At 53.6% G+C, this 23,367-nt stretch carries 18 protein-coding genes; 8 read left to right on the forward strand and 10 right to left on the reverse strand.

What is annotated here, in order from left to right; genetic code table 11:
- Positions 1-22: 22 nt before the first annotated feature.
- Positions 23-532 (reverse strand): phenolic acid decarboxylase, encoded by a 510-nt coding sequence (locus CLR69_RS20575; RefSeq protein ID WP_129713076.1) that lies wholly within the window; start codon positions 530-532, stop codon positions 23-25.
- A gap of 102 nt (positions 533-634) precedes the next feature.
- Here CLR69_RS20575 and CLR69_RS20580 point away from each other — a divergent pair, with 102 nt between their 5' ends.
- Positions 635-1,507 carry a LysR family transcriptional regulator gene (locus tag CLR69_RS20580; protein WP_129713075.1) on the forward strand — a complete coding sequence of 291 codons (873 nt, stop codon included), beginning with the start codon at positions 635-637 and terminating at the stop codon, positions 1,505-1,507.
- A gap of 41 nt (positions 1,508-1,548) precedes the next feature.
- Here the strand turns inward: CLR69_RS20580 and CLR69_RS20585 are convergent, their stop codons facing one another.
- A complete protein-coding gene (locus CLR69_RS20585; RefSeq protein WP_129709327.1) occupies positions 1,549-2,172 on the reverse strand; it encodes a LysE family translocator in 624 nt (207 codons plus the stop codon).
- Positions 2,173-2,437: 265 nt separating this feature from the next.
- Here CLR69_RS20585 and dsbG point away from each other — a divergent pair, with 265 nt between their 5' ends.
- Positions 2,438-3,193, forward strand: coding sequence for a thiol:disulfide interchange protein DsbG (dsbG, locus tag CLR69_RS20590; protein WP_129709330.1), 756 nt, complete (start codon positions 2,438-2,440; stop codon positions 3,191-3,193).
- Between the two features lie 34 nt (positions 3,194-3,227).
- Here the strand turns inward: dsbG and CLR69_RS20595 are convergent, their stop codons facing one another.
- The 3 genes from CLR69_RS20595 to CLR69_RS20605 all read right to left on the reverse strand — a co-directional run bounded on the left by CLR69_RS20595 (position 3,228) and on the right by CLR69_RS20605 (position 6,716).
- Positions 3,228-4,133: a siderophore-interacting protein gene (locus CLR69_RS20595; RefSeq protein ID WP_129713074.1), complete on the reverse strand. Its 906-nt coding sequence runs from the start codon at positions 4,131-4,133 to the stop codon at positions 3,228-3,230.
- Between the two features lie 259 nt (positions 4,134-4,392).
- A complete protein-coding gene (gorA, locus tag CLR69_RS20600) occupies positions 4,393-5,745 on the reverse strand; it encodes a glutathione-disulfide reductase (RefSeq protein WP_039490257.1) in 1,353 nt (450 codons plus the stop codon).
- A gap of 128 nt (positions 5,746-5,873) precedes the next feature.
- The gene (locus tag CLR69_RS20605) at positions 5,874-6,716 is read right to left on the reverse strand and encodes a 23S rRNA (adenine(2030)-N(6))-methyltransferase RlmJ (protein WP_129713073.1); all 843 of its coding nucleotides are present in this window, start codon (positions 6,714-6,716) and stop codon (positions 5,874-5,876) included.
- 218 nt (positions 6,717-6,934) lie between these two features.
- Here CLR69_RS20605 and CLR69_RS20610 point away from each other — a divergent pair, with 218 nt between their 5' ends.
- Complete coding sequence (locus CLR69_RS20610; protein WP_129709395.1) at positions 6,935-7,663, forward strand: DUF1266 domain-containing protein; 729 nt, start codon at positions 6,935-6,937, stop codon at positions 7,661-7,663.
- Positions 7,663-10,392: a J domain-containing protein gene (locus CLR69_RS20615; protein WP_129713072.1), complete on the forward strand. Its 2,730-nt coding sequence runs from the start codon at positions 7,663-7,665 to the stop codon at positions 10,390-10,392. Before CLR69_RS20610 ends, CLR69_RS20615 begins: the two co-directional genes overlap by 1 nt.
- Positions 10,393-10,432: 40 nt before the next feature.
- On the opposite strand, the gene CLR69_RS20620 is transcribed toward CLR69_RS20615, so the two are convergent.
- A complete protein-coding gene (locus tag CLR69_RS20620) occupies positions 10,433-12,124 on the reverse strand; it encodes a molecular chaperone HscC (RefSeq protein ID WP_129713071.1) in 1,692 nt (563 codons plus the stop codon).
- Positions 12,125-12,330: 206 nt separating this feature from the next.
- Here CLR69_RS20620 and CLR69_RS20625 point away from each other — a divergent pair, with 206 nt between their 5' ends.
- Positions 12,331-12,624 carry a DUF2623 domain-containing protein gene (locus tag CLR69_RS20625; protein WP_129709404.1) on the forward strand — a complete coding sequence of 98 codons (294 nt, stop codon included), beginning with the start codon at positions 12,331-12,333 and terminating at the stop codon, positions 12,622-12,624.
- Between the two features lie 10 nt (positions 12,625-12,634).
- Here CLR69_RS20625 and CLR69_RS20630 read toward each other — a convergent pair whose 3' ends face one another.
- The 4 genes from CLR69_RS20630 to CLR69_RS20645 all read right to left on the reverse strand — a co-directional run bounded on the left by CLR69_RS20630 (position 12,635) and on the right by CLR69_RS20645 (position 17,886).
- Complete coding sequence (locus CLR69_RS20630; protein WP_129713070.1) at positions 12,635-13,456, reverse strand: TonB family protein; 822 nt, start codon at positions 13,454-13,456, stop codon at positions 12,635-12,637.
- Positions 13,457-13,657: 201 nt separating this feature from the next.
- Positions 13,658-14,647: a FecR domain-containing protein gene (locus CLR69_RS20635; protein WP_129713069.1), complete on the reverse strand. Its 990-nt coding sequence runs from the start codon at positions 14,645-14,647 to the stop codon at positions 13,658-13,660.
- On the reverse strand, positions 14,644-15,156 hold the full coding sequence (locus CLR69_RS20640; RefSeq protein WP_129713068.1) for a sigma-70 family RNA polymerase sigma factor: 513 nt from the start codon (positions 15,154-15,156) through the stop codon (positions 14,644-14,646). The genes CLR69_RS20635 and CLR69_RS20640 overlap by 4 nt, the downstream gene beginning before the upstream one ends.
- A 180-nt stretch (positions 15,157-15,336) precedes the next feature.
- Complete coding sequence (locus tag CLR69_RS20645) at positions 15,337-17,886, reverse strand: TonB-dependent receptor (protein WP_129713067.1); 2,550 nt, start codon at positions 17,884-17,886, stop codon at positions 15,337-15,339.
- A 320-nt stretch (positions 17,887-18,206) separates the two neighbouring features.
- On the opposite strand from CLR69_RS20645, the gene prlC reads away from it, so the two are divergent.
- From prlC to CLR69_RS20660, 3 genes are all read left to right on the forward strand, one after another.
- Positions 18,207-20,249 carry an oligopeptidase A gene (gene prlC / locus CLR69_RS20650; protein WP_129713066.1) on the forward strand — a complete coding sequence of 681 codons (2,043 nt, stop codon included), beginning with the start codon at positions 18,207-18,209 and terminating at the stop codon, positions 20,247-20,249.
- Positions 20,246-20,992: a 16S rRNA (guanine(1516)-N(2))-methyltransferase RsmJ gene (gene rsmJ / locus CLR69_RS20655; RefSeq protein WP_129713065.1), complete on the forward strand. Its 747-nt coding sequence runs from the start codon at positions 20,246-20,248 to the stop codon at positions 20,990-20,992. The genes prlC and rsmJ overlap by 4 nt, the downstream gene beginning before the upstream one ends.
- Positions 20,993-21,334: 342 nt before the next feature.
- Positions 21,335-23,230, forward strand: coding sequence for a bifunctional metallophosphatase/5'-nucleotidase (locus tag CLR69_RS20660; RefSeq protein ID WP_129713064.1), 1,896 nt, complete (start codon positions 21,335-21,337; stop codon positions 23,228-23,230).
- Positions 23,231-23,367 lie beyond the last annotated feature (137 nt).

The raw sequence follows: 23,367 nt of genomic DNA on the forward strand, positions 1-23,367 counted from the left end.
GTGCCGTGCCGCCTTTCGGTATTTATTTTTTCAGGTAAGCAGGGAAATCCGCAGGCAATTCGCTGGCAGGGCAGTTGATGACCTCGTTGTTGTTCTCGCCACAGTCGCGGATGAACGTAATAGTGGCGAATTCATCGATGACTTCGGTGGGGTACGCGGGGCCTGCTTCACGATACGCTTCCATTTCAGCAATATGTTCGTTCTGGAAGCACACCGTTTTCTCTGGATTATTGATGATCCAACGCGGGAAGAAGATAGTGCCATGGAAGAGCTTATCGGCAATATTCGCAATCAGGCTGACGTCTGTTCCCGTCGGTTCTGTCCATGAAATCTTATACACCTCACGGGCAACCTGCACGATATAAACCAGCTGATCCTTAACCCAACGGTTACCCACGATACCGCTATGAATACGGTAGTCTATCGTGTTGGCATTTTTGACATACAGTTCGTAATTCCAGCCATTATCGTAGGTATATATCAAATGTTTCCCTACAAAATGGCTCAGATCGTGTTGATTGAATGAAGGCATGATATTTCTCCTGAAATGTGTAAATTCACTCTAGAGCTTTATTAATTCGATGAATAACGCTATTTTTCAGGGAAAATCATTCAATATTTAGATATATCTAAGATGCTGGCAAAGACGACACTGGAACAGTGGGAAATCCTTCAGGCGGTTATTGATTTGGGCGGCTATACACAGGCGGCAAATGCGCTTCATCGCAGCCAGTCTTCGGTCAGCTACCAGCTCTCTCTGCTGCAAGAGCGATTGGGCATCACGCTACTCACGATCCACGGACGCAAAGCCGAGCTCACATCAGAGGGTGAAAGCCTGCTAGCACAGGTGCGACCCGTAATACGTTCTTTTCATGGGCTGGAAGCCCGCGCCCATTCTCTGAAAATGGGTGAACAGTCCAGCATCAACCTGGTGGTTGACAGCACCTTCCCCAAAGATCGCCTATTTCACCTGCTCAGCGCCTTTCAAAAACAGCATCCTGCCACACGTATCCACTTGACCGAGGTGCTGCGTAATGAAACACCGAAACAGTTGAAGGCACGCGATGCGGATATTTACGTCATCACACAGCGTGAACTCGACGACATCGCCGGACAATGGCTGATGAACGTTGATTTCATCGCTGTTGCCCACTGCCACCACCCACTTTTCACACTCCCTACACCGTTAAGCCATGAGGCTCTGTCTCGCTATCCTTGTGTAGAGATTGTGACGCGCACGACGCCGCATACGCAGCCTTCCTCTGCCGAGAGTTGGACATTCACCACGTTTGAAGCCGCTACACAGGCCGTTTTGCATCAAGTGGGCTACGGCTGGCTGCCGGAAGCACGAATTGCAGAACACATTACGCGGGGCGAACTACAAATACTGCCGTTACAGCAAGGGGAAAGGCGTACCACACCGCTCTATCTGTTGGCCGAAGAGAAAGGGCAACTGCTCAGTAAAGAGATCCTCACGCTCATCTCGCTACTGTTCGGCAGGCTCTGAGGTACGGGGCGTTTATCGATAATATCGATGCTAAGGCCGTCCTACCGCCGGGACAAAGCCAGACGCGCGGCGAATGCCAGAAAGAGAACGCCCGTCGTTCGGTCCATCCATTTCACGACCGAGCCGCGCCGTAGAAAACGCGAGAGTGGGCGCGTAGCAGCAATCAGCGTAGACGACCACAGCGTGCCGATAACGACATGAATAAGAACGAGCAGGTAAGTCCACAGCACGACCGAATGGCCGGCAGGGATAAACTGCGGCAGGAATGAAACATAGAACACGCCGATTTTCGGATTGAGTACGTTACCCAACATGCCACGGAGAAACCAGTTCTGATGCTTCGGTACATCTTGTGACGCCGCCATCACCAGCTCGGTTCTGGGCTTCAGGAGCATTTGCAAACCCAGCCAGCAGAGATACGCTGCACCGCACCATTTCAGGATGTTATAAGCCAGCTCCGACGCCGCAATCAGCGTTCCCAGACCAAACGCCACCATCGCGCCCCAAATCAGGCAGCCGACTTGAATACCAAACGCGGCATGGAAAGCTTTCTTACTACCTTCAACGGTCGCGGTGCGTAAAATCAAGGCCGTGTCCAAACCCGGCGTCAGGGTTAATATCGTCGCGGCAAACGTAAAAGCAATCAGCGATTCGGTCAACGTCACGGTAATTCATCACTCCAGCAGGGAAAAAACACAAAAAGCATCATTCTCTACGAGAATGATGCAAGATAGCAGGCAATCAGTCCTCATTACGCTCGGTATAATATACGGCAGAGCCTGACCCTACCCAACCACTCTCTTCAGCCAGATCGCATAACGACAGCTCACAATCTGGCACTGATTCAGAAAGCGTAAATAAGCTCCCTCAGCCGATTACCTTCCGCTACCCTATCCGGCAGGCAATGATCCACGATACAGGTGTAGCACTATGATAAAACGCGTCTTCCTCACACTCACTTTATTAACGCTTTCTGCATCCTCACTGGCGCAAGATGTCCTGCCAGAAGCAGTAAAAAGCATCGAAAAACAGGGTATTACGATCATTAAGCCGTTCACTGCGCCCGGCGGAGTGCAAGGCTGGCTGGGAAGCTATCAGGGCGTGGGGGTGACCATCTACTTAACACCTGACGGTAAGCATGCTATTTCGGGCTATATGTATGACGAAAATGGCAAAAATCTGAGTGAAGCGCTGATTCAGCAGGAAGTGTATGTTCCTGCGGGTCGGGAGATGTGGCAGAAATTACAGCAAGCGTCATTTATTACCGAAGGTTCGAAGGATGCACCGCGTAAAATCATCGTCTTCGCCGATCCGTTCTGCCCGTACTGCAAACAGTTCTGGCAGCAGGCACAGCCATGGGTGAAAGCAGGAAAAGTACAACTGCAAACGCTGCTGGTCGGCGTCATCAAACCAGAAAGCGGGCGTTATGCCGCGGCGATTCTTGCCGCCAGCGATCCGGCCAAAGCCTGGCATGAGTATGAGCTATCGAACGGCAAAACGGTGCCGCCGTTCCCCGAAACCTCATCACGCGACATCTGGAATAAAATCCAGCTTAATCAGCGGCTAATGGATGAACTGGGTGCAAATGTCACGCCAGCCATCTATTACCTGAACGATAAAGATGAGCTACAGCAGGTGGTCGGGCTGCCGGATGAACAGCAGTTAGCGGAGATGATGGGGAAATAGACGCAGGAGGGAATATCCCTCCTGACGTTTTCTCTTAGCGATGCGACCAGTAAGCCATAAAGTTGATCGTCTCTTTATCGAGGTGACGCTCGTCGAGCAGATAGCGTCGTAGTCGTTTGATGGCAGAGGATTCTCCCGCGACCCAGGCATAGAACGGACGGTGCGCCGTTGCACGCTCCCAGAGTAGCTCGTCTTCCGGCGTCTCCTGTACAATTTCATCACGATTGGTACAGGCGCTAGTGGGGATTTTCACGTCTTGCTGTACCGCAGCCAACAGGCGGCCACCCCATATTGTGCTGTGGGTTTCCTCACGCGGCAGCCAGTGAATCTGCGCAAAAGAGAAATCGCCCGGCGTCACGCAGTCCGCGGCTTTTGGCACTTCAAAAAAGGCCTGTACCAACGGCGGAGAAGGCTGATTCGCCAGTTGTTCAAGAATCCCCATTGCTGCTGGCAGCGCCGTTTCATCCGCAATCAGCAACACCTGCTCAACGCCATCGTGCGGTGCCCATTCATAGCCGCCGCTGTCACCATCAGCCTCCGCATTAGGTGCAACAATCTGTAGCGCATCGCCCGGCTTAGCATGGTTAGCCCAGCTTGAGGCAGGCCCAGTATCACCGTGCAGCACAAAGTCGATCGTTGCCTGCTGTAACTCACGGGAGACGGAACGCAGTGTGTAGGTGCGCAGAATCGGACGACGTTCACGCGGCAGCGCCAGATAGTCTTGATACCAGGTGTCGCTGACGGCCATGGGCGTCAGTTCCCCGCTTTCGCTGGCGAACAGCAGCTTGATGCGCTGATCCGGCGCGTCCAGTTTCATCTGGCGCACTTCCGGGCCGATGAACACACAGCGCGCTAATGAAGGCGAGAGCAGCGTCTTACTCTCTAAACGTAAGTTGAACAGCCGATAGGCTGAAGACGTTGTGCGGTTAGCTAAAGACATAGTGATAAAGCCGTATGTTTTGTAAGGAAAAATCAGTTAGCGGGATCAAACCCATTCACCGCAACTTACCATAAACAAAACACTAACGATAATCATTATCACCACTCAGATAAATGTCGTGATAAAAGCGACATTTTCTTTATCTCGCAGGCCAGAGACCATTGTGAGCAGGCATAAAAAATGCTGGCTAAATAGTTCACTATTCAACCAGCACGTTTCCATCTTTCAGAAAAGCAGTAGGACCCGTTTCCCTATCTCATCACCGCATCGTCACAAACTCTTCCGAGGCAGTCGGATGGATAGCGACAGTGTTGTCGAAGTCTTTCTTGGTCGCGCCCATTTTGACGGCGACCGCGAAGCCTTGCAGCATTTCATCCATACCAAAACCGATGCCGTGGATACCGACGATTTTTTCTTCTTTGCCCACGCAGACCAGCTTCATGCGGCACGGCTGGCGGTGCTGCGTCACAGCGGTGTACATCGCGGTGAAGGCAGATTTATACACTTTCACCTGATCGTCGCCGTACTGCTCACGCGCCTGTGGTTCGGTTAGCCCGACGGTGCCAATCGGCGGGTGGCTGAAGACGACGGTTGGGATGTTGCTGTAGTCCAGATGCTCGTCGGGTTTGTTGTTAAACAAACGCTCGGATAAACGACGACCTGCCGCAACAGCAACCGGCGTGAGCTCGACAGCTCCCGTGTTATCGCCGACAGCGTAAATACCAGAAACGTTGGTGTTCTGGAATTTATCGACGTTGATGTAGCCTTTGTCGTTCAGCTCCACGCCAGTGACGCTCAGGTTCAGATTATCCGTCGCCGGTTCACGACCAATCGCCCAAATCAGGCAATCGACGGTTTGTGACTGACCGTTTTCCAGCTCCAGCGTCAGGCTGCCATCAGCATTTTTCACAATCGCTTTCGGGATCGACTCGGTATGCAGCGTCGGCCCTTCGGTGTTCATCACTTCCACCAGCGTGTCGACAATCAGCGGATCAAAGCTGCGCAACGGCGCGTGTTTGCGTACAAAAAGATGGGTTTCAGACCCCAATCCGTTCAATACGCCAGCAATCTCCACTGCAATATAGCCTGCACCGACGATAGCGGTACGCTTCGGCAGCGCATCCAGCTCAAAGAAGCCGTCGGAATCAATGCCGTATTCCGCACCGGGAATGTTAGGGTGAACCGGACGACCGCCCGTCGCAATCAGGATATGGTCAGCCGTAATTTTCTCGCCGTTCACTTCCACCGTGTGCGCATCGACAAAACGAGCAAAACCGTGGATCACATCAACCTTATTCTTACCCAGCACGTTATCGTAGGACTGGTGGATACGATCGATGTAGGCACTGCGGTTCTTGACCAGCGTGCCCCAGTTAAACTGGTTCACCGTGGTATCGAACCCGTAATCAGGGCCGTACTGATGGATCGCTTCGGCAATCTGCGCCGCATGCCACATCACTTTCTTCGGCACACAGCCGACGTTGACGCAGGTGCCGCCCAGATATTTCGCTTCGATCAACGCACATTTTTGTCCATACATCGCCGCGCGGTTGATAGACGCGATACCGCCGCTGCCGCCGCCAATAGCAAGGTAGTCATAGTGTTTGGTCATCAGTGTATCCATGCTTAAGTGAATAAAATTTGCCTAGAGTGTAACGCCAGAGCCCCACGTCCAATAAAGGTTATGCCTATGGTTGCGATAGGAAAAACCGACCGCGAATCCCACCACAACCATGCGCATTACTCCGGTACGATTTGCTCCACCAGCGTATGCCCGGTACCTTCCGGTACCAGCACGTTATGCAGCCACGGCAGCACGCTTTTCATCTGCGCCGCCAGCTTCCACGGCGGATTAATCACAATCATGCCAGACGCCGTCATGCCATAGCGGTCGCTGTCGGGCAGCACCGCCAGTTCAATTTGCAGAATGTTGCGAATACCCGTGGCTTCCAGCTCTTTCAGCATGCGCTTGATATTCTGACGCAGCACCACCGGATACCACAGAGCAAATACACCAGTACCAAAGCGTTTATGCCCTTCCTTGATGCCTTTAACTACGTCCTGATAGTCCGTCTTCAGCTCATAAGGTGGGTCGATCAATATGAAACCGCGACGGGAAAGCGGTGGCAACTGTGATTTCAGTTGCTGATAGCCATCGTCACGCAACACTTTGGTACGTGAATCTTTCTGAAACTCATTACGCAGCAGCGGGAAGTCGCTGGGATGCAGCTCGGTCAGGTGGAGTTTGTCCTGCTCACGCAGCAGCTGACGCGCAATCAGCGGAGAACCGGGGTAATAGCGCAACTGCCCATTGTGGTTATAGGTGTGCACCGCCTGCATGTAAGGTTCAAGCTCAGCCGGAATATCGTCACGCTGCCAGATTTTCGCGATGCCATCCAGATACTCGCCTGTGCGCTCGGCGTGTTCGCCGCTGAGCTGATAGCGACCTGCACCCGCGTGGGTATCCAGATACAGGAAAGGTTTTTCTTTCTCTTTCAGGGCAGTAATGATCAGGCTCTGAACAGTGTGTTTCAGCACGTCGGCGTGATTGCCGGCATGGAAACTGTGGCGGTAACTTAGCATGCTTGCTTTCCGGTGAAGTTTTTATAAATAACGTCGATTAGCTGACAGTATAACCGCCCACGGCGGAAAATATCCCTTCAATACGTCCCGCCTGCGAACCGCCGCGCAAACCGACAATTTTTATCGTCTTAAATCAGTAAATTGTGAAACATGGCCGTTTTTCATCCGATTGAAAGCTACCGATATTCAGGTACATAAAGTACGATCGCACGCTAACCATGATGGAATTGGACGTTATTCTGATGGAACCTGAATATCAGCGCTGGCTGATGGCGCTTTCCGCCCCGATGGTCGCACTCAATATCAAGTACGATGCCCGCTTCTGCGAGCCTACCTTCTACGAGCCCGGCGAAACCATCAGTCTGAGCAACAGTTGGGGCATTACGTCCCGTGAAGGGCTGATCTCAATGATTAACGATATGACAGACGGCGGCCATGCTGAGCGTTTGGCGTATTACTATCACCTTTGGCATCACCTGACGGCATCCGAGTGGCAACAGCATTGCGCCAATCAATCTGAAGACGTGCAGGGAGCGCTCGCGCTGGTGACCGAAACGGCCGCGTTATGCGGTGAAGGCGGGATTCGCGCCTGGGATTTGGGGCGCATGAGTTTCTTGAGCCGCATCGGGTTACTCAACGGCTGGATTAGCAAAAACGAGAACCTGTGGATTCACACTCGGCTGGCCGACAGAGCACGTTACTATTACCGCAGTTGGGAAAATTATTACGCCGCATTCTTGATTGGCCGCACCTATTGGCTCTCCCTGGATGAGGAAGATCCTGAATGCCAGCGCTACATTTTCAGCAACGCTAGCCAAAATCCTGATTACATTGACCAGATCGGCACGCTCTATACCCACCCGGACTGCCCGATTCATGACCTCGACTGGGATGTTGATCCGATAGAAATGGATAAGCCCGAGTCCTTACCAGAAGCGGAAATATAATGGACACACTGTGCTGGCAGCGATTAGGCATTGAGCCGACTCAGGATCTGGATGTTATTCGTCAGGCTTACCGTCAGAAAGTACCGCAGTTTCACCCAGAAACCGATCCCGATGGCTTCAAACAGCTGCGTGAGGCGTACGATACCGCCTGTAAGCTGGCGAAAAATCCTGTGTCATCGGGTGATGAAGAAGACGCTCATACCGAATCGCGCGCTTCCCCCTCAACAACCGAGAATGCCGCCTCCGACAACGCCGACCCTCAGGCAGAAGAGCTGGTCGCCGCGTTTGAGCAACTGTTAAGCAACCCAAACGAACGCTTCGTTCCACTGTATTGGGAACGCTACATTCAGTTGCTGAATCAGCAGGCTTTCGATGTGATTGATCGCCTTCGCTGGCCGCTGCTTCAGCGCCTGATGCGCGAGTCCTGTATCTCAATCCACTGTGTTCGTGCACTGGCCGATCGCCTGCGTTGGCAACAGCGTCAAGGGGAACTGTCTGGTGACGGAGTCGAGGATGTCCGCAACTTTCTCGATTCTCTCGGCTATGAGGATCTGTTCGATTTTTCTCTGCTATCGCACCTAAGCCTGCCCGCACAGTTGGAAACCATCTTCTATTTTCAGCAGGCCAACGGCACGTACTGGAATCGTCCGGCGTTTATGTTAGCTACGCTGCTGCACAACCCGACGGCCATTTATTGGCCTGACAGTCCGGCACTGATGCAAAAGCTCGCGCGTTGGCACAGCCATGCTAGCGTTCCCAATGCCATACTGCGTGATTACTGTCTGCGACAGATAGACACAACACCAGACAACACAGAATGGCTCACGCTCAGCGCTAGCCTCTGTTCCCTTACCGGAGAGGATGAGAAGGCCTTCTCGCTGTGGCTGATGCTTTATCAGCAAACTCACCATGCACAGGCGGAGCAATGGCTGATCGATTGGTGCAAACAACACCAGCCGAATGCACTTCCCTTATTGATTCAGTCATTTAACTATACACCTGCGCCAGACCTGACAGGGTTAGCGCTGGACGATCCGCGCCAGCGGTTCTTCATTTCTCAGCACAACACCCAAATGCTGATTCGCTGGGGAGAAGCACTGAAGCTGCCGCTGTCGCCCATGGCGGAAAGCTACGCCCGCTGGAAACTGGGAAAACAGGATTTACAGGATATCTATCAGCACCTGCTGCTACACAGCGGGGACGCGATTCAGGATCGCCTGTACTGGCATGCCAGCATGTTAACCGTGGGTAATGAGCGCCTGTTACAGGACATTCTGGCGCAGCCGTTACCCGACGAACCGCTGTATGCGTTGATCTTACAGGGGTTGCAATTTCAGGCGACACAACGCTTATCCTGGCTGGATACCTCCGGCGCGATTCACGCCTTCACGGAGTGGCTGTATTCGCCGTCAGAAGATGCGTTGCCCAGCGCGTTCACCAACCAAAAATCGTTCGCCTGGCTGCAAGCACAAACCTGGCTGCGACAATGGCGTCCACTGTCGCTGAATCAGCTTAACAAGTTGTATAGCAGCGGCATCCATACGGAAGAAATCGACCCGATCAATGATTGTCTGGTCGAACTTTCTGCGCGCTATCAGCGCGATGCATCTCTGGTGCCGCAAGGGGTCGATAAGCCGCAAGAACTCAGCGCCAAAGCGGAACTGAGGCAGGCGATACTGATCGCATTAATGATGACCGATCCAATATCTTGTCTGGGTTTACCGCGCCAGTCTGTACTGCCCGAACTGGCCTTAACCCACCCGGCACATTCACTCTCTCAGCTCTTTCGCAAGGCAGAATGCCGTGATGGCGATGCAGTTAGACCGCTGAAAAAACAGCTCGACCTAACTGACCCGCTGCACTATCACTGTTGGATGCACTTCCCCGTCGCTATCGAGGAATATCTCAACAGCGGAGAGGTTTACAGCGAGTTCGCCGCCAGCCATTTTTATCTTACCGATGAGCACTGGCAGGCAGAGCTGGCGAAATCGCCCATCATCTATCAGATCTTTTTCCACGCGTTTTATATCCTTGTGGGAGAAGAAGAACAGGCCGAGCAACATCGTGAATGGCTGGCGTCTCTCCCCGTTGAAACACAGCAGGAAGAAGACATCCGTGTCGCCTTTATCGAAGAGTCGGATGAGCTGGAAAAGTCATTAAAACAGCTTTCCGACGACAAACGCGTCACGCTCATCGGCCAATTGATTCAAAACTGTGCGAAGAATCCCGAATACCTGTTTGATAATAGCGATCAGCGCTTTTTGACCGAACATCTGTCCTATCCGCATGAAGACATCACGCTGAGATTGATCGCAAAGGTGCTGCTGCAATGTACCGATCGGCGCGAGCGTCAGTTCAGTATGCCGCAGGTCAGAAAAAGCTACTGGTGGCAATTTTGGCGCACCAACACACGCATTAGCCGCCTCGGTTTCTTGATGCAGTCTGGGTTGGGAAGCTATTTTCTCTATCGCGCAAGTGACTGGATCGGCTCACCACCGCCGTATGTCGAAGGGCTGCTGCTCGTGCTCATCGTGCTCAATTTGTTAAGTGCCGCACGTCGACGTTATAACGATATCGGATCCAATACGCCGTGGGTGATGAGTTTCTTCACCCTACTCATACCGCTATTTCTGCTGCTCCCTTTGCTGACACCAAGCCTTAACCGCTGGAATAAATTCGGGCCGCCGCCACACGGCAAGAAAACCGAAACGGATACCACACCAGCCTGACGAAAATGATTTGGGTGGTACAGCACGTGCCACCCGAATATCAGTAAGAGACTTCATCCAGATACTGCTCAATCCGCTCCCGCGTTTCGTCGATCGCCGGTGCGTATTGTCCCGCCAGCGCCTGTTCAAAGTCACGTAGCCAGAAGCCAATCTGTTCTCGTTCTTCCAGACGCGTTTGCGCCCAGGCTTTTTCCAGCCGCGCTAGCAGGTTACGGTTCATGAGATTGTCTCTGGGGTGAATCTTCAGCGCTTGCAGTTTCTGGTGACTTTTCTGCTGCTGTTCGGCGCTCAACCCCGTCGGGCTGCGATCGATCACTTTCGTGAAGTTATCGCCGCTATCCGGCAGGTTAACATCCACCTCCAGCAGCCCGTTGATGTCATAGCTGAAACGTACCTCAATGGACTGCTTATAAGATTTCGCCTTTATCGGCATGGTGAACTCATCGATAAATACGTTGTTATCGACGTAAGGGCTTTCACCCTGATAGATGGCGATGCAGATGTTGTCCTGACCGGGTGAGCCAGTGGAAAATGTCTCTACTCGCGAAGTCGGCACCACCGTATTGCGCTCCAATATCGGGGAAAACAGGCCGTTTTGTTTGTCGTTGGCGGTTTTAATTCCAAGGGTGTACGGACAAACGTCTGTCAGGATCACTTCTTCGATGTCCTGCTCGCGTAGTCGACAAGCGGCCTGTACCGCCGCGCCTTTGGCGACCACGGTATCCGCATCCAGATGCTGATAAGGTAATTTGCCAAACAGCCTGACCACCAACTTCTGGATAATCGACATCTTTGATGCCCCACCGACCAGCACCACATGATCTAGCTGTTCCGGCCTCAGGCGGGCATCGTGTAACGCCTGCTCTATCGGCGCACGAATGCGATTCATCAGCGGTAGCCATGCCGCTTCAATCTCTTCGCTATCCAACACGACGCGCCAGTCTTCCTCGCGCCAGTGCCATAGCAGTTCATTTGATGGAGAGGGGAAACCGGGCTGGCATTTCAGCGCTTCAGCGTGACTGTAAAGACGTGCCAGATCCGTCGTGGGAATCGTTGAATCGTCCAGTTTCCACGCTTTCAGGCAGGTTTTCACCACCGCCTGTGTGAAATCTTCGCCACCCAGATAGTTGTCGCCCGCCGAGCTATGCACTTCGATCAGCGGAAAGGCATATTCCAACACGCTGACGTCGAAGGTGCCGCCGCCTAAATCAAAGACCAGCGTACGCCCCAGTTCCTGCGTGTGTAAGCCGTAGGCCATAGAGGCAGCGGTGGGTTCATTAATTAAACGGACCGCATTCAACTCTGCCAGTTCCGCCGCAAAACGCGTCTGCTTACGCTGTTCATCGCTGAAATAGGCTGGCACAGAGATCACCACGTCCTTGATGGGGTGCCCGAGGTAGCTTTCCGCATCGGCTTTAAGCGATTTCAGCACCATGGCCGACAGCTCAGCGGGAGAGAACGTTTTATCCCCGAGCCTGAAGGTTTTCTTGCTCCCCATGTAGCGCTTAAACAGTGACGCCGACACCTGCGGGTGCGTCGTCAAACGGGAGATCGCAGGTTTCCCCACCAAGATACTGCCATCTTCATCAATACTGACGGCCGAAGGCGTGAAGTTATCATTCAGGGCATTCGGTATCAGGCGTGCCTCGCCATTTTGCCAAACGCTAATCAGGCTGTTCGTTGTGCCCAGATCGATACCAATCGCCAGAGAAGCGTCTTGCGGGTGCATCATGCGGTTTTCCTTATTAACCATTCCATTCTCAGAGTGCCATCAGGCGCAGACAACGAGCCCGTTCAGCAAGCAGGGCAATAGTATATACATCTTGGTCAGGAAAAGACCGCACACGGCTAACACAGGAATATTTTTCAACAGATCTGGTGAGCGATAAATAAGCGTTATATTATTAACTATATAACGATCATTCACGGAGCATTATCATGGGAAACCATTTTGAGCGGGGCGTCCTCGCGGGGCTAAGATCTGCCAATCCAAAATCCACCAACGATATTAGCCCTTACTGCTACGACTATCGACGCGGCTATATTTGCGGCTATGCTCATAATCTGGCGGAAACTAAAGGCGACCGTCAGCAGGCCGCCTTCGAGGCAGGGTTGTTATCACGCCGCTACGGGCTGGAACGGGAGAGAGTCGCAGAGTTCTTTACTGAACAAGGCAACCCTTACGCGATTCGCTTTTTTTATGCTGGGTATGATGCGCATACGCCGCGCTAGTTGATATCAGTTAGCGGTGTGCTTCTCGTAAATCGAAGCTAATGGGGATCGTGATGGTGAGCTGCGCGTTATCGCCAATCACTTCTGCTGGCGGAGCCGGAAGCGGCTGAGCACGCTGCGGCAAAGCGACAGACTCCACATCCAATGGCGCCACACCGCTGCTGCTGGCCAACGAAACGGCCAGCACCTTTCCTGTTCGATCTAACGTCACACGAATCTGAGCGACACCCTGCAACCGCTGCCGTGCGGCCTGAGCGGGATAGCGTTTATGGCGGCTCAGATGTGCCAACAGTTTGCTACTCCAATCCGCTACGCCTTTACGCATCTGCGCAGCATCGCTGTTATACGGCGCAGCGACTTGCTGGCTGCTGCCCGGCAGCGGTGCGCTGGTAACGGGTGCAGGCGGTTTTTCCGATGGCGCGACCTCTTCCTGTGGCGTTGTCTCCTGCACCGGTTTTTCCATTTTTTTCTGCACTTTTTTCTGCGGCTGCGGTTTCTCCTTTTGCGCCGTCGCAATCACCGGTTTTGGTGCAGGTGCGAGCAGCGGCACGTCTTGCATCATTTTTTCCGGTTGAGTCGAAGCCTGTTGTGGTGTGGACAGCGTCTGCTGCGGGCCGACAGGCGCATCCTGAGGACTGGACGTGGACTGCACGCTATCCGCAACCATTAACATCATGGCGGGCGGCGGTGCTTCAATTGAGGAATCGAGCACATGGTAGCTCATCCAGACAATCACCCCTGCGTGTAGCGCCAACGCCAGCAGTGAGCCACTTCCCCAACGAACCGTCGTGGCGGGCTGAATCGTATTGTATTTCAGCGTCTGTGCAGCCATTAACACACCGCCTCTCGCCGCAAAGACAGAGGCAGTATTCTCAATGAATGAGGTTCCGAGGAAATCATCATACGTTCTTCATCACATCGTTAGGTATAAAATAGGCAACCGATAATAGTGGGTCGTTCAACTACGGGGATCGGGCAGAAAAAAAGTTAAAACAGCATAAAATGTAATGTTATTCCATTTTGGCAGGATATTTTATCGCGCAGCAATCTGAATCCAGTAGCGAGAGAAATAACGCACCTGCACAGGAAGCGCCTCAACCAGCGCCGCCAAAATATTATCGGTATCAGACAGCGGGAAAACGCCGGAGAACCGTAGGCTCTCAACCTCCGGCTGGCAACGAATCACGCCGCTGCGATAACGGCTCAGTTCATCAACAAAATCCACCAGACGCTGATTATCCGCTAGCAGTTGCCCCTTCACCCACGCGGGTTCTGACTTCGCTGTCTCTATCTGGCCACAGCGCTGCGTGGTGAACGTCGCTGCCTGTCCACTCTTTACCACGCGTACATCCTGAGCGTTCTGCTGCGGATGAAGCCTTACCGCGCCATCATACACCGTTACCTGCGTATGTTCGTCCTGCACCCGCAGACTGAAACGCGTCCCCAGCGCCTGCACTTTCCCCTGTGCCGTCGTCACAACGAAAGGACGTGGATACAGTGCGGCCTTCTCCGCCTGGCCGGTTTCGATCATGACTTCACCGCGAATCAGCATGAGCTGACGTAGATCGTCACCGTAGGCCACATTCAGCGCTGTCTGTGTATTCAGCAGCAGTGTCGTGCCATCTTCCAATATTACATGGCGCTGTTCGCCCACCTGCGTCTGATAATCTGCCGTAAACGACTGCCACAAATCCGTACGCGATCCGGCTACACCAGCACCTCCGGTCAGGCAGAGAATAGCGAGCGCTTTAAGTACGCTGCGGCGCTGCATACCGCCAAGCGTCGAGAGACTCTGGTGGGCGGCCCGCGCGTTAAGCTGACCCAGGTTGGCACACACGGACTCAATATGCTGCCACGCCTGCTCGTTATCCGGCGAAGCGTCCCGCCAACGCTGCCACTCGCGGCGATCCTGTTCCGTGACGCTGTCGGACATCAGTTGCGTCAGCCACGCCACCGCTTCACGTGCGCTATCAGGCTGAATCGGCTGGCCTTGCCCGTCACGATAAAAAGAGCGATCGTTCATAGCGGCAGGGCAAAGAAACACTGGAGGTTGGCGCGTTGCAGATATTGTTTCACTGAACTGCTGGAAACGCGCAAGCGCTCGGCGATATCGCTGTAGCGCATACCGTGGAGGTGCGCCAGTAGAAACGCCTCTCTGACCGGGGCTGGAAGGCCATCCAGCGCGGCATCAAGCTGTTCAAGAATTTCGAGAGTAAGAAGACGCGTTTCAGGGGAGGGTATACAGGCATCCGGCTGCGTGCTCAACACATCCAGATAGGCATCTTCAATTTTTTTACGACGATAATGATTGGCAACTAAACGGCGAGCCACGGTGGCCAGAAACGGTCGCGGCTGGCGAATCGTGAGCAGTTCCGGGTTCATCAGAACGCTAAGGAACGTATCCTGTGCCAAGTCTTCCGCATGCTGGGAACAATCCAGTTTATGGCGCAGCCAGTTATACAACCAGCGGTGGTGATCGAAATAGAGCTGTTGGGCAAAGTCATTAACGCTGGCCGTCGCTTTCCTCACCATCGAACTTTACCCCAGAGCGCTATTTAAATATAAGAATGATAATCGTTCTTATTTATGTTTTTTCCCTCTGACTGTCAAGTTCCGAAACGAAAATTATTCAAATTTGCTGAATTTGCATTACGCCTATGCAACATGCCCCTACTCACGGGGCGGAAACCCTATCCGCCCCGTGCGTCACTATCAGAAGCGTTGTAACACGCTGATTTTCACGTTACGTCCCACGCCGGACACGGATTCGCCCAGATACGGGTAGTAATCCGTATTCAGCAGGTTATCGACCGTCACTCGTGCTTCAAATCCTTTTATCGACTGCGGCTGCCAGCTGGCAAACAGACCATGTAGCACGTAGCCTTTGCTTTTCGGTAGTGCCCAGATATCGGCCAGTGGATCGCCATCCTCTGGCGATCGATCCTGCTTACGCACGAAGTCACCCGTCCAGCCTACGGCCATATCCAGACGCGGGATTTTGGTGCCCAGCGTCGCATGTGCGGTTGTCGGTGGGATTTCAGCAATCCAGGTTTTGTTGCCCCACGGATTACGCGGTGACGCATCGCGCTCGCCGCGAATGGAAGAGAAGGACAGGCTACCAAACAACCAGCGGCTGTCGTAGAACGACTCAATCTCAACCCCTTCAATGGTATAGCCTGGCAAATTACGGTAGTTAGAGAGCGGCTGCCCGCAAGATGATGAAGTGCCACTCTGCGTCTGTGCTTCACACAAAATACCGCGACGGTAGAAAATTTCGTTTTTACCGCGATTACGGAATAGCGTGGTGCGAATTTGCAGACTGTCTTCTTCCAGCATCAGATCATTGAAGTCCAGAATCGCCCCCAGACGAAATGCTTTAATACTCTCAACTTGCAGATTACGACTGGTTCCCGGCACGCTGGACGCAGCAGACTGCACTTCATATTGCTCATCGACGACAGGCGCACGCCAGGTGCGGCTGACATCGGCAAACAGCGAGAGATTGTCCGTCGCTTTCCAGAGTGCACCGATACGCGGCGACCAACCGGTGTATGTCACACTACTGTAGTCATGTCCGGCAGCCGGAATGCTGCTGTTATAACGTGGTGCGAAATTAGGTTTCCCCGTATTCGTGACATGGTCATAACGCACACCCGGCGTAATGGTTACGCTACCGAGTGTTACCGCGTCCTGCACATACAGGCTGCGGGTTTCCTGTTCCCCTGCTGGCATGTAGTAAGGCTGGAAATAACCATAGTTATACTCGGCGCTATTCTTGCCAGACGGGTAATAAATAAGCGTATCGCGCTTATGCTGGTGCCAGCGCATACCCACCAGCAGCTTATGATCGAGCGGGCCGGTAGTGAACAGGCTTTCGTTACTGACTTCCGCAAGCTGATCTTTATAACTCACCCAGCTTTCATTCCCCAGCGATCCCAGATAGCTGCTCTGTGACGCCGAATCAGGACGCCTGTCGTGTTGTTCAGTCTTCGACGTGGCAAATGACGCGGTCAGGTTCAACCACGGCTGATCCGCTGGCGCGATATTCCATTTCAGCGAGTAGTTCTTATCGACCTGATCGCGGTAAACCAGCTTACGCCGCCACGCCTCTTCCCAGCCATAACGAGTGATTTCTGCCTGTGTGGGGGTTGCCATATCATCACGCTTCGCGGCAAACGGCTGCCAGCCGTCAGATTCAGAGCGCATAGCGGAGAGCGTTAGCGTTTGGGAATCCGTCAGATAGATATTGGTTTTCAGTAAATAAGACGCCATGTCGCTGGTCGAGTAGACAAAGCGCGTGCCATCAGGACGCTCGAGGTTGTCGCCATCGCGCTTGCTCATGTAGAGCAGGCCATCTGCCATCCCGTCTTCCGTGCGGCCATACAGCGCGCCGCTGTAGATATTTTGTCGATCGTTGGTGTGATAGCTGTACTTGACCATCCCACCAAAGTTTTCTCCCGGCAGCAGCAGATCGCTGGCGTCTTTGGTATCAACGTGAATGGTACCGCCGAAGCCGCCATTGCCGCTGCGAATATCATGTGGGCCTTTATCAACGTCGATACGCTTAATCAGTTCAGGTTCAATGAACACTGAGCCTTGACGGTATTTCTCAAAGCCTTTTGGCGCACCGTCCAGAACGACTTTGACGTCTTCCATGTCGCCCATGCCCCAGATATTCAGGCTCTGTCCACCTGGTCGAGGAGAACCCGCCATCGACACGCCGGGAAGTTTATCGAGCAGGCTGGCAATATTGTCGGCTTGTACGCGATCGACATCGGCCTGGCGTAAAACGGAGCGTCCGGCAGCGGCGCTGTCCGACGTACCGCCAACGACCGAGAGCGTCGGGATCATCAGGCTGCCGTCGCTTCCCTCGGCAGCAAGCGTGGGCTCCAGCCGATATCCCGTGGCCGTCTGTACCGCACGTAGTCCCGTTCCTGCCAGCGCGTCCGCAAAGGCTTCCTGAACAGTGTAGGTTCCCTGCACGCTCCCGCTGGTTTTATTCTGTGTTTGATCGGGAGAAAACGTGAGAATGACATTGGCGCGGCTGGCGACAGCCTGCAACGATGTTCCTAATGGCCCTGCCGGAATGGAAAACGCCATTGTCGGTACCGCGACAGAAGCGGCAGTTTCTGCCGCCAGCGCCGAGCTGGCTGTTCCGACACTTAAGATCAACACGCCAGACAGTGCCAAATGGACTGCCCGCGCTACCGCCAAGGCGGGTTTATGCGCGATGCACCCACCATTATGATTATTTATTGCCATTGTCATTCCCCTGAAATATTGAAAAAAAAGACACATCAGGTAGGTCACGCGAAAAACAAAATCGGGCAGAAAAATAGCAAAAATTTTCAGGGAAACGCATTTAGCACCGCGTTAACGAGCCTGAATAGGCAACGCGCAGGGCTTATTGACGACGGAAAACGCACCTTTGGCCACGATGAGCACCGCCTCTACCATTGATTTTCATGGCACTAGACCTCATCTTAGTAATCAATCCGCAATAGATATCCGCCTTGCCGGCCGCTCTTCAACAGATTCCACTTACCGGCAACGAGATCACCCACAATTATCAGGACGGCACCATGACGAATCCATTACTGACCTCATTTACCCTGCCCCCGTTCTCCAGCATTAAAACGGAAGATATTGTCCCAGCAGTGAAATCTGCACTGGATGAATGCCGCGAAACGGTAGAACGAGTGGTCGCACAGGCCGGGCCGTTTACATGGGATAATCTGTGTCAGACGCTGGCGGACAGCGACGATCGTCTTAGCCGCATTTTTTCCCCTATCAGCCATCTGAACGCCGTGAAGAACAGCCCGGAGCTGCGCGGTGCTTATGAACAATGTCTGCCACTGCTGTCCGAACATAGTACCTGGGTTGGTCAACATGCCGGACTGTATCAGGCCTATCGCAGCCTGCGTGACGGCGAATACTACACCACGCTGAGCCTGGCGCAGAAGAAATCCGTTGATAACGCGCTGCGCGATTTTGAACTGTCCGGCATCGGCCTGTCACCGGAAAAACAGAAACGCTACGGCGAAATTTCCGCTCGTCTATCCGAACTTGGCTCGCAGTACAGCAACAACGTGCTGGATGCCACGATGGGCTGGAGCAAACTGATTACCGACGTCGCCGAGCTGAATGGCATGCCGGAAAGCGCGCTGGCTGCTGCCAAAGCGCAGGCAGAAGCCAAAGAACAAGATGGCTGGCTGCTGACGCTGGATATCCCGAGCTATCTGCCGGTGATGACCTACTGCACCAATCAGGCACTACGCGAAGAGATGTACCGCGCCTACGGCACCCGTGCGTCCGACCAGGGGCCTAACGCGGGCAAGTGGGACAACAGCGAAATTATGGCGGAGAAGCTGGCGCTACGTCACGAACTGGCACAGTTGCTGGGCTTCGATAGCTACGCGCATAAGTCGCTGGCAACCAAAATGGCGGAAAACCCACAGCAGGTACTCGACTTCCTGAGCGATCTGGCGAAACGCGCCCGTCCGCAGGCAGAAGAAGAACTCGCACAGCTGCGCGCCTTCGCTAAAGAACACTACGGCGTGGATGAATTACAGCCTTGGGATATCACCTACTACAGCGAGCAGCAGAAGCAGCACCTGTATTCCATCAGCGATGAGCAGCTTCGCCCGTACTTCCCGGAAGACCGCGCGGTGAATGGCTTGTTTGAAGTGGTTAAACGCATTTACGGCATCACAGCGAAAGAGCGTAAAGACGTCGATGTGTGGCATCCGGATGTTCGCTTCTTCGATCTGTTCGATGAAAGCGGTGAACTGCGCGGCAGCTTCTATCTCGATTTGTACGCCCGCGAACACAAACGTGGCGGTGCCTGGATGGATGACTGCGCGGGTAAACTGCGTAAAGGTAACGGCGAGCTGCAAAAACCGGTCGCCTATCTGGTCTGTAACTTCAACCGTCCGGTCAATGGCAAACCCGCGCTGTTCACACATGATGAAGTCACCACCCTGTTCCACGAATTCGGCCACGGCCTGCACCACATGCTGACCCAGATCGATACCGCCGGTGTCGCTGGCATCAACGGCGTACCGTGGGATGCAGTCGAATTACCAAGCCAGTTCATGGAAAACTGGTGCTGGGAACCAGAAGCGTTGGCCTTTATCTCTGGCCACCACGAAACCGGTGAACCGCTGCCGCAGGAACTGCTGGATAAAATGCTGGCAGCGAAGAACTATCAGGCCGCGCTGTTCATTCTACGTCAGCTGGAGTTCGGCCTGTTCGATTTCCGCCTGCATGCCGAGTTTGACCCTGCGAAAGGTGCCCAGATTCTGCCAACGCTGGCGGAGATCAAATCGCAGGTAGCCGTGGTGCCAAGCCCAAGCTGGGGTCGTTTCCCGCATGCATTCAGCCACATCTTCGCGGGCGGTTATGCCGCAGGCTACTACAGCTATCTGTGGGCCGACGTGCTGGCGGCCGATGCCTACTCCCGTTTCGAGGAAGAAGGTATCTTCAACCGTGAAACCGGTCAGTCATTCCTGGATAACATCCTGACTCGCGGCGGTTCCGAAGAGCCAATGGAGCTGTTCAAACGCTTCCGTGGCCGTGAACCTCAGTTGGATGCCATGCTTGCGCATTACGGCATCAAAGGATGAGCATCTGCTTAATCGCAGAAGAAGGCGCCGATAGTGGCGCCTTATCTTCTCTGGCAGAGCGCTGGGGGTTGGTTTCCGATCCCGATGCGGTGATGGCGCTGGTGCTAACCGCGGAACGTCTGGAATTGCGCAAGCAGGATGAACCGAAGCTCGGTGCTATCTTCGTGGATTTCGTTGCCGGGACGATGGCACACCGTCGCCGCTTTGGCGGCGGACGCGGTGAGGCTGTCGCCAAAGCTGTCGGTATCAAAAAAGATTATCTGCCGGATGTCGTAGATGCGACCGCCGGACTAGGACGCGATGCTTTTGTACTGGCCGCATTGGGCTGCCACGTACGCATGGTGGAGCGCAATCCGGTCGTTGCGGCACTGCTGGACGACGGGTTGCAGCGTGGCTATCGGGATGCAGAAATCGGACCGTGGCTACGGGAACGGCTCACGCTGCTACACGCATCAAGTATGACTGCGCTGCGTGACATCACGCCGCCGCCGGATGTGGTCTATCTCGATCCCATGTTTCCCCACAAACAAAAGAGCGCACTGGTGAAGAAAGAGATGCGGGTGTTTCAGTCGCTGGTGGGTGCAGATGACGACGCCGATGCACTGCTGGAACCCGCACGCGCGCTGGCAAAGAAACGCGTCGTGGTGAAACGACCTGACTATGCGCCGCCGCTGGCTGGCATGCCCGCACAGTCCATGTTGGAAACCAAAAGCCACCGTTTCGACTTCTACCTTCCCGCCTGACACACCTCGCCGCTGTGCCGCTACATGCGTCAGCGGCTATACTCGTAATATTTCAAGTTGCATGTGCGTTGGCTGCATTCAGTCACCCGAATTACTTACTTATGTAAGCTCATCGGGGCGCCCTCTCTTGCCGCGTTATTCGGCCTTATGGCCTCACCCCTTCGGGGTCAGCGCAAGCGCTGTTCAAAACGCTAGCGTTTTGTCCTGAAACTCGAATTATTTGGAGTATAAAACCAATCCTGCTTCGCATTTCCTATGCTGTATTTGCAAAGTCTGTAGCACAAATGAGAAGCAAATCGCATAATTTCGCGCTATCACTTCTTATTACACTAAGATGACATAATGAAAAAAACGCTTCTGTCACTTCTGCTTTGTTTGAGTACCTCTGCTATGGCCGTTCAAGAACCGGTAAATATCACGATTCTGGGTACATCCGACCTGCATGGCACCTTTGTTCCCTGGGATTACGCTACCGACACCGCCAACATGGCTGGCAGCCTGAGCCAGATCGCGACGCAGGTACATAAAGTTCGTGCGCAACAGCCAAATGTGATTCTGGTTGATGCAGGCGACACCATTCAGGGCAACTTTGTCGAAACGTTCAAAAATGACAAAACCAGCCCGATGATTCTCGGTTTTAACGCCCTGGATTATGACGTCTGGGTGATGGGCAACCACGAGTTCGATTTCGGACTGAACGTGCTTTCCACCTCGCTTGACCAGTTCACTGGCACCGCGCTGGCGGGCAACATTTTTTGGGAGAGCAGTAAGCCTTACTTACCCGCCTATAAAATTGTCGAACGACAGGGTGTGAAGATTGGCATCATCGGTATGGATACGCCGATGACCGCTGAATTCGCCAAGGGTACTGACCGTGTAAAAGGGCTGAACTTTACCGATCCCGTCGGGGCAGTAAAAACCGTTATCCAGCAAATCCACGGCAAAGTGGACGCCATCGTGCTGGTCGCCCATATGGGGATCGATAACGAGAACCAGCGACCGGGTACTGGCGTGGGTGATATTGCTCGCGCTAACCCTGAATTGGCCGCTATCGTCGCGGGCCATATGCACGTAAAAGTGGATAAAGAGGTGATTAATGGCGTGATCGTCACCGAACCGGACAAATATGGTCGCGCACTGTCGCGCATCGATTTGCAGTTTGAGCAGCAGAACGGCAAATACGTGCTGATCAACAAAGACAGCTACACCTATTCGATTAAAGACGTAGATTCTGACCGTAAAATGGAAGACATCTACGAGCCTTACCATAACACTCTACGCGCCAACGCCAACCGTCCGATTGCACAGCTCATAGAGCACGATCTGGTACCGCAAGATGCTGTAAAAGGCATCCCTCAGGTGCACGTACAGGACACTGGCATCAGCGCCCTGTTCCAGGAAGCCAGCCGTCATTACGCCCCCAAAGCGCAGGTTATCGCGCTGCAAATTGATAACGATCGGCCCAAGCTGAACGTCGGCACCATCTCCGCAAAAGACATCGCCTTTAACTATCAATATGCTGGCGGTGAAATCACGGTTTATCAGCTAACCGGAAAAGAACTGAAGAAATACATGGAATGGTCAGCAGGTTACTTCAACCAGTTGCAAGACGGGGATGTGACTTACAGTTTCAATCCGCAGCGTCGCGCCTCCAAGTATTCCACCAATGATTTCTTCGACGGCGTGACGTACACCATCGACCTGACGAAGCCCGCCGGACAGCGTATTACCGATCTGAAAATGAATAACGGCACGCCAGTTACCGACGGCATGCCGATCCGTCTGGGTATGAACAGCTACCGTATGGGCCACCTGACGCAGAAAGGCGGCGTGCTGGAAGGTATGCAGTTCCCGGTGCTATCGGATACCAAAGTGGAATATGGCGAAGAGGCGGGCACGATTCGTAACCTGACCATCCGTTATTTGACTGAGGTGAAAAAAGGACAATACGAGGGTACGGTACCACAGCGCTGGAAGCTGTCAGGATTGCAGGGCTATGAGCGTGAACGCAAAATAGTCGAATCCCTGCTTAACAGTGGAAAAATCAGCGTGCCGACCTCAGACGATGGCCGCTACAGCAACGTGCAATCCATCAATGTGAAGTCGTTACTGCTGCCGGACACTGCGCAGAGGGAGAAACACGTGGCGGAGCTGACGCAACAGCGCGACAGTACCACCAATGCGTTGACCAAACAGCGGCTGAACGATCAGCTAACGATTATCGCGGCGATTAACTGACCGACACCTTACGGAAACCCAAGATTCCAAACGAAGTGCATCGCGCAGTGATAATGGATAGATCGTAAAGACGCTGCAAGTACGTCCCTGTAAGCTCGAACCGCGCCATCCCTGGCGCGGACGCTTTACTCTTCTAT

Source organism: Pectobacterium zantedeschiae (assembly GCF_004137795.1).
GTDB lineage: Bacteria > Pseudomonadota > Gammaproteobacteria > Enterobacterales > Enterobacteriaceae > Pectobacterium > Pectobacterium zantedeschiae.

Excerpts from the sequence above, each read along its gene's own strand:
- CLR69_RS20575 (WP_129713076.1), bottom strand. The coding sequence starts at position 532 with ATGCCTTCATTCAATCAACACGATCTGAGCCATTTTGTAGGGAAACAT.
- CLR69_RS20580 (WP_129713075.1), top strand. The coding sequence starts at position 635 with ATGCTGGCAAAGACGACACTGGAACAGTGGGAAATCCTTCAGGCGGTT.
- dsbG (WP_129709330.1), top strand. The coding sequence starts at position 2,438 with ATGATAAAACGCGTCTTCCTCACACTCACTTTATTAACGCTTTCTGCA.
- CLR69_RS20595 (WP_129713074.1), bottom strand. The coding sequence starts at position 4,133 with ATGTCTTTAGCTAACCGCACAACGTCTTCAGCCTATCGGCTGTTCAAC.
- gorA (WP_039490257.1), bottom strand. The coding sequence starts at position 5,745 with ATGACCAAACACTATGACTACCTTGCTATTGGCGGCGGCAGCGGCGGT.
- CLR69_RS20605 (WP_129713073.1), bottom strand. The coding sequence starts at position 6,716 with ATGCTAAGTTACCGCCACAGTTTCCATGCCGGCAATCACGCCGACGTG.
- CLR69_RS20610 (WP_129709395.1), top strand. The coding sequence starts at position 6,935 with ATGATGGAATTGGACGTTATTCTGATGGAACCTGAATATCAGCGCTGG.
- CLR69_RS20615 (WP_129713072.1), top strand. The coding sequence starts at position 7,663 with ATGGACACACTGTGCTGGCAGCGATTAGGCATTGAGCCGACTCAGGAT.
- CLR69_RS20620 (WP_129713071.1), bottom strand. The coding sequence starts at position 12,124 with ATGATGCACCCGCAAGACGCTTCTCTGGCGATTGGTATCGATCTGGGC.
- CLR69_RS20625 (WP_129709404.1), top strand. The coding sequence starts at position 12,331 with ATGGGAAACCATTTTGAGCGGGGCGTCCTCGCGGGGCTAAGATCTGCC.
- CLR69_RS20630 (WP_129713070.1), bottom strand. The coding sequence starts at position 13,456 with ATGGCTGCACAGACGCTGAAATACAATACGATTCAGCCCGCCACGACG.
- CLR69_RS20635 (WP_129713069.1), bottom strand. The coding sequence starts at position 14,647 with ATGAACGATCGCTCTTTTTATCGTGACGGGCAAGGCCAGCCGATTCAG.
- CLR69_RS20640 (WP_129713068.1), bottom strand. The coding sequence starts at position 15,156 with ATGGTGAGGAAAGCGACGGCCAGCGTTAATGACTTTGCCCAACAGCTC.
- CLR69_RS20645 (WP_129713067.1), bottom strand. The coding sequence starts at position 17,886 with ATGGCAATAAATAATCATAATGGTGGGTGCATCGCGCATAAACCCGCC.
- prlC (WP_129713066.1), top strand. The coding sequence starts at position 18,207 with ATGACGAATCCATTACTGACCTCATTTACCCTGCCCCCGTTCTCCAGC.
- rsmJ (WP_129713065.1), top strand. The coding sequence starts at position 20,246 with ATGAGCATCTGCTTAATCGCAGAAGAAGGCGCCGATAGTGGCGCCTTA.
- CLR69_RS20660 (WP_129713064.1), top strand. The coding sequence starts at position 21,335 with ATGAAAAAAACGCTTCTGTCACTTCTGCTTTGTTTGAGTACCTCTGCT.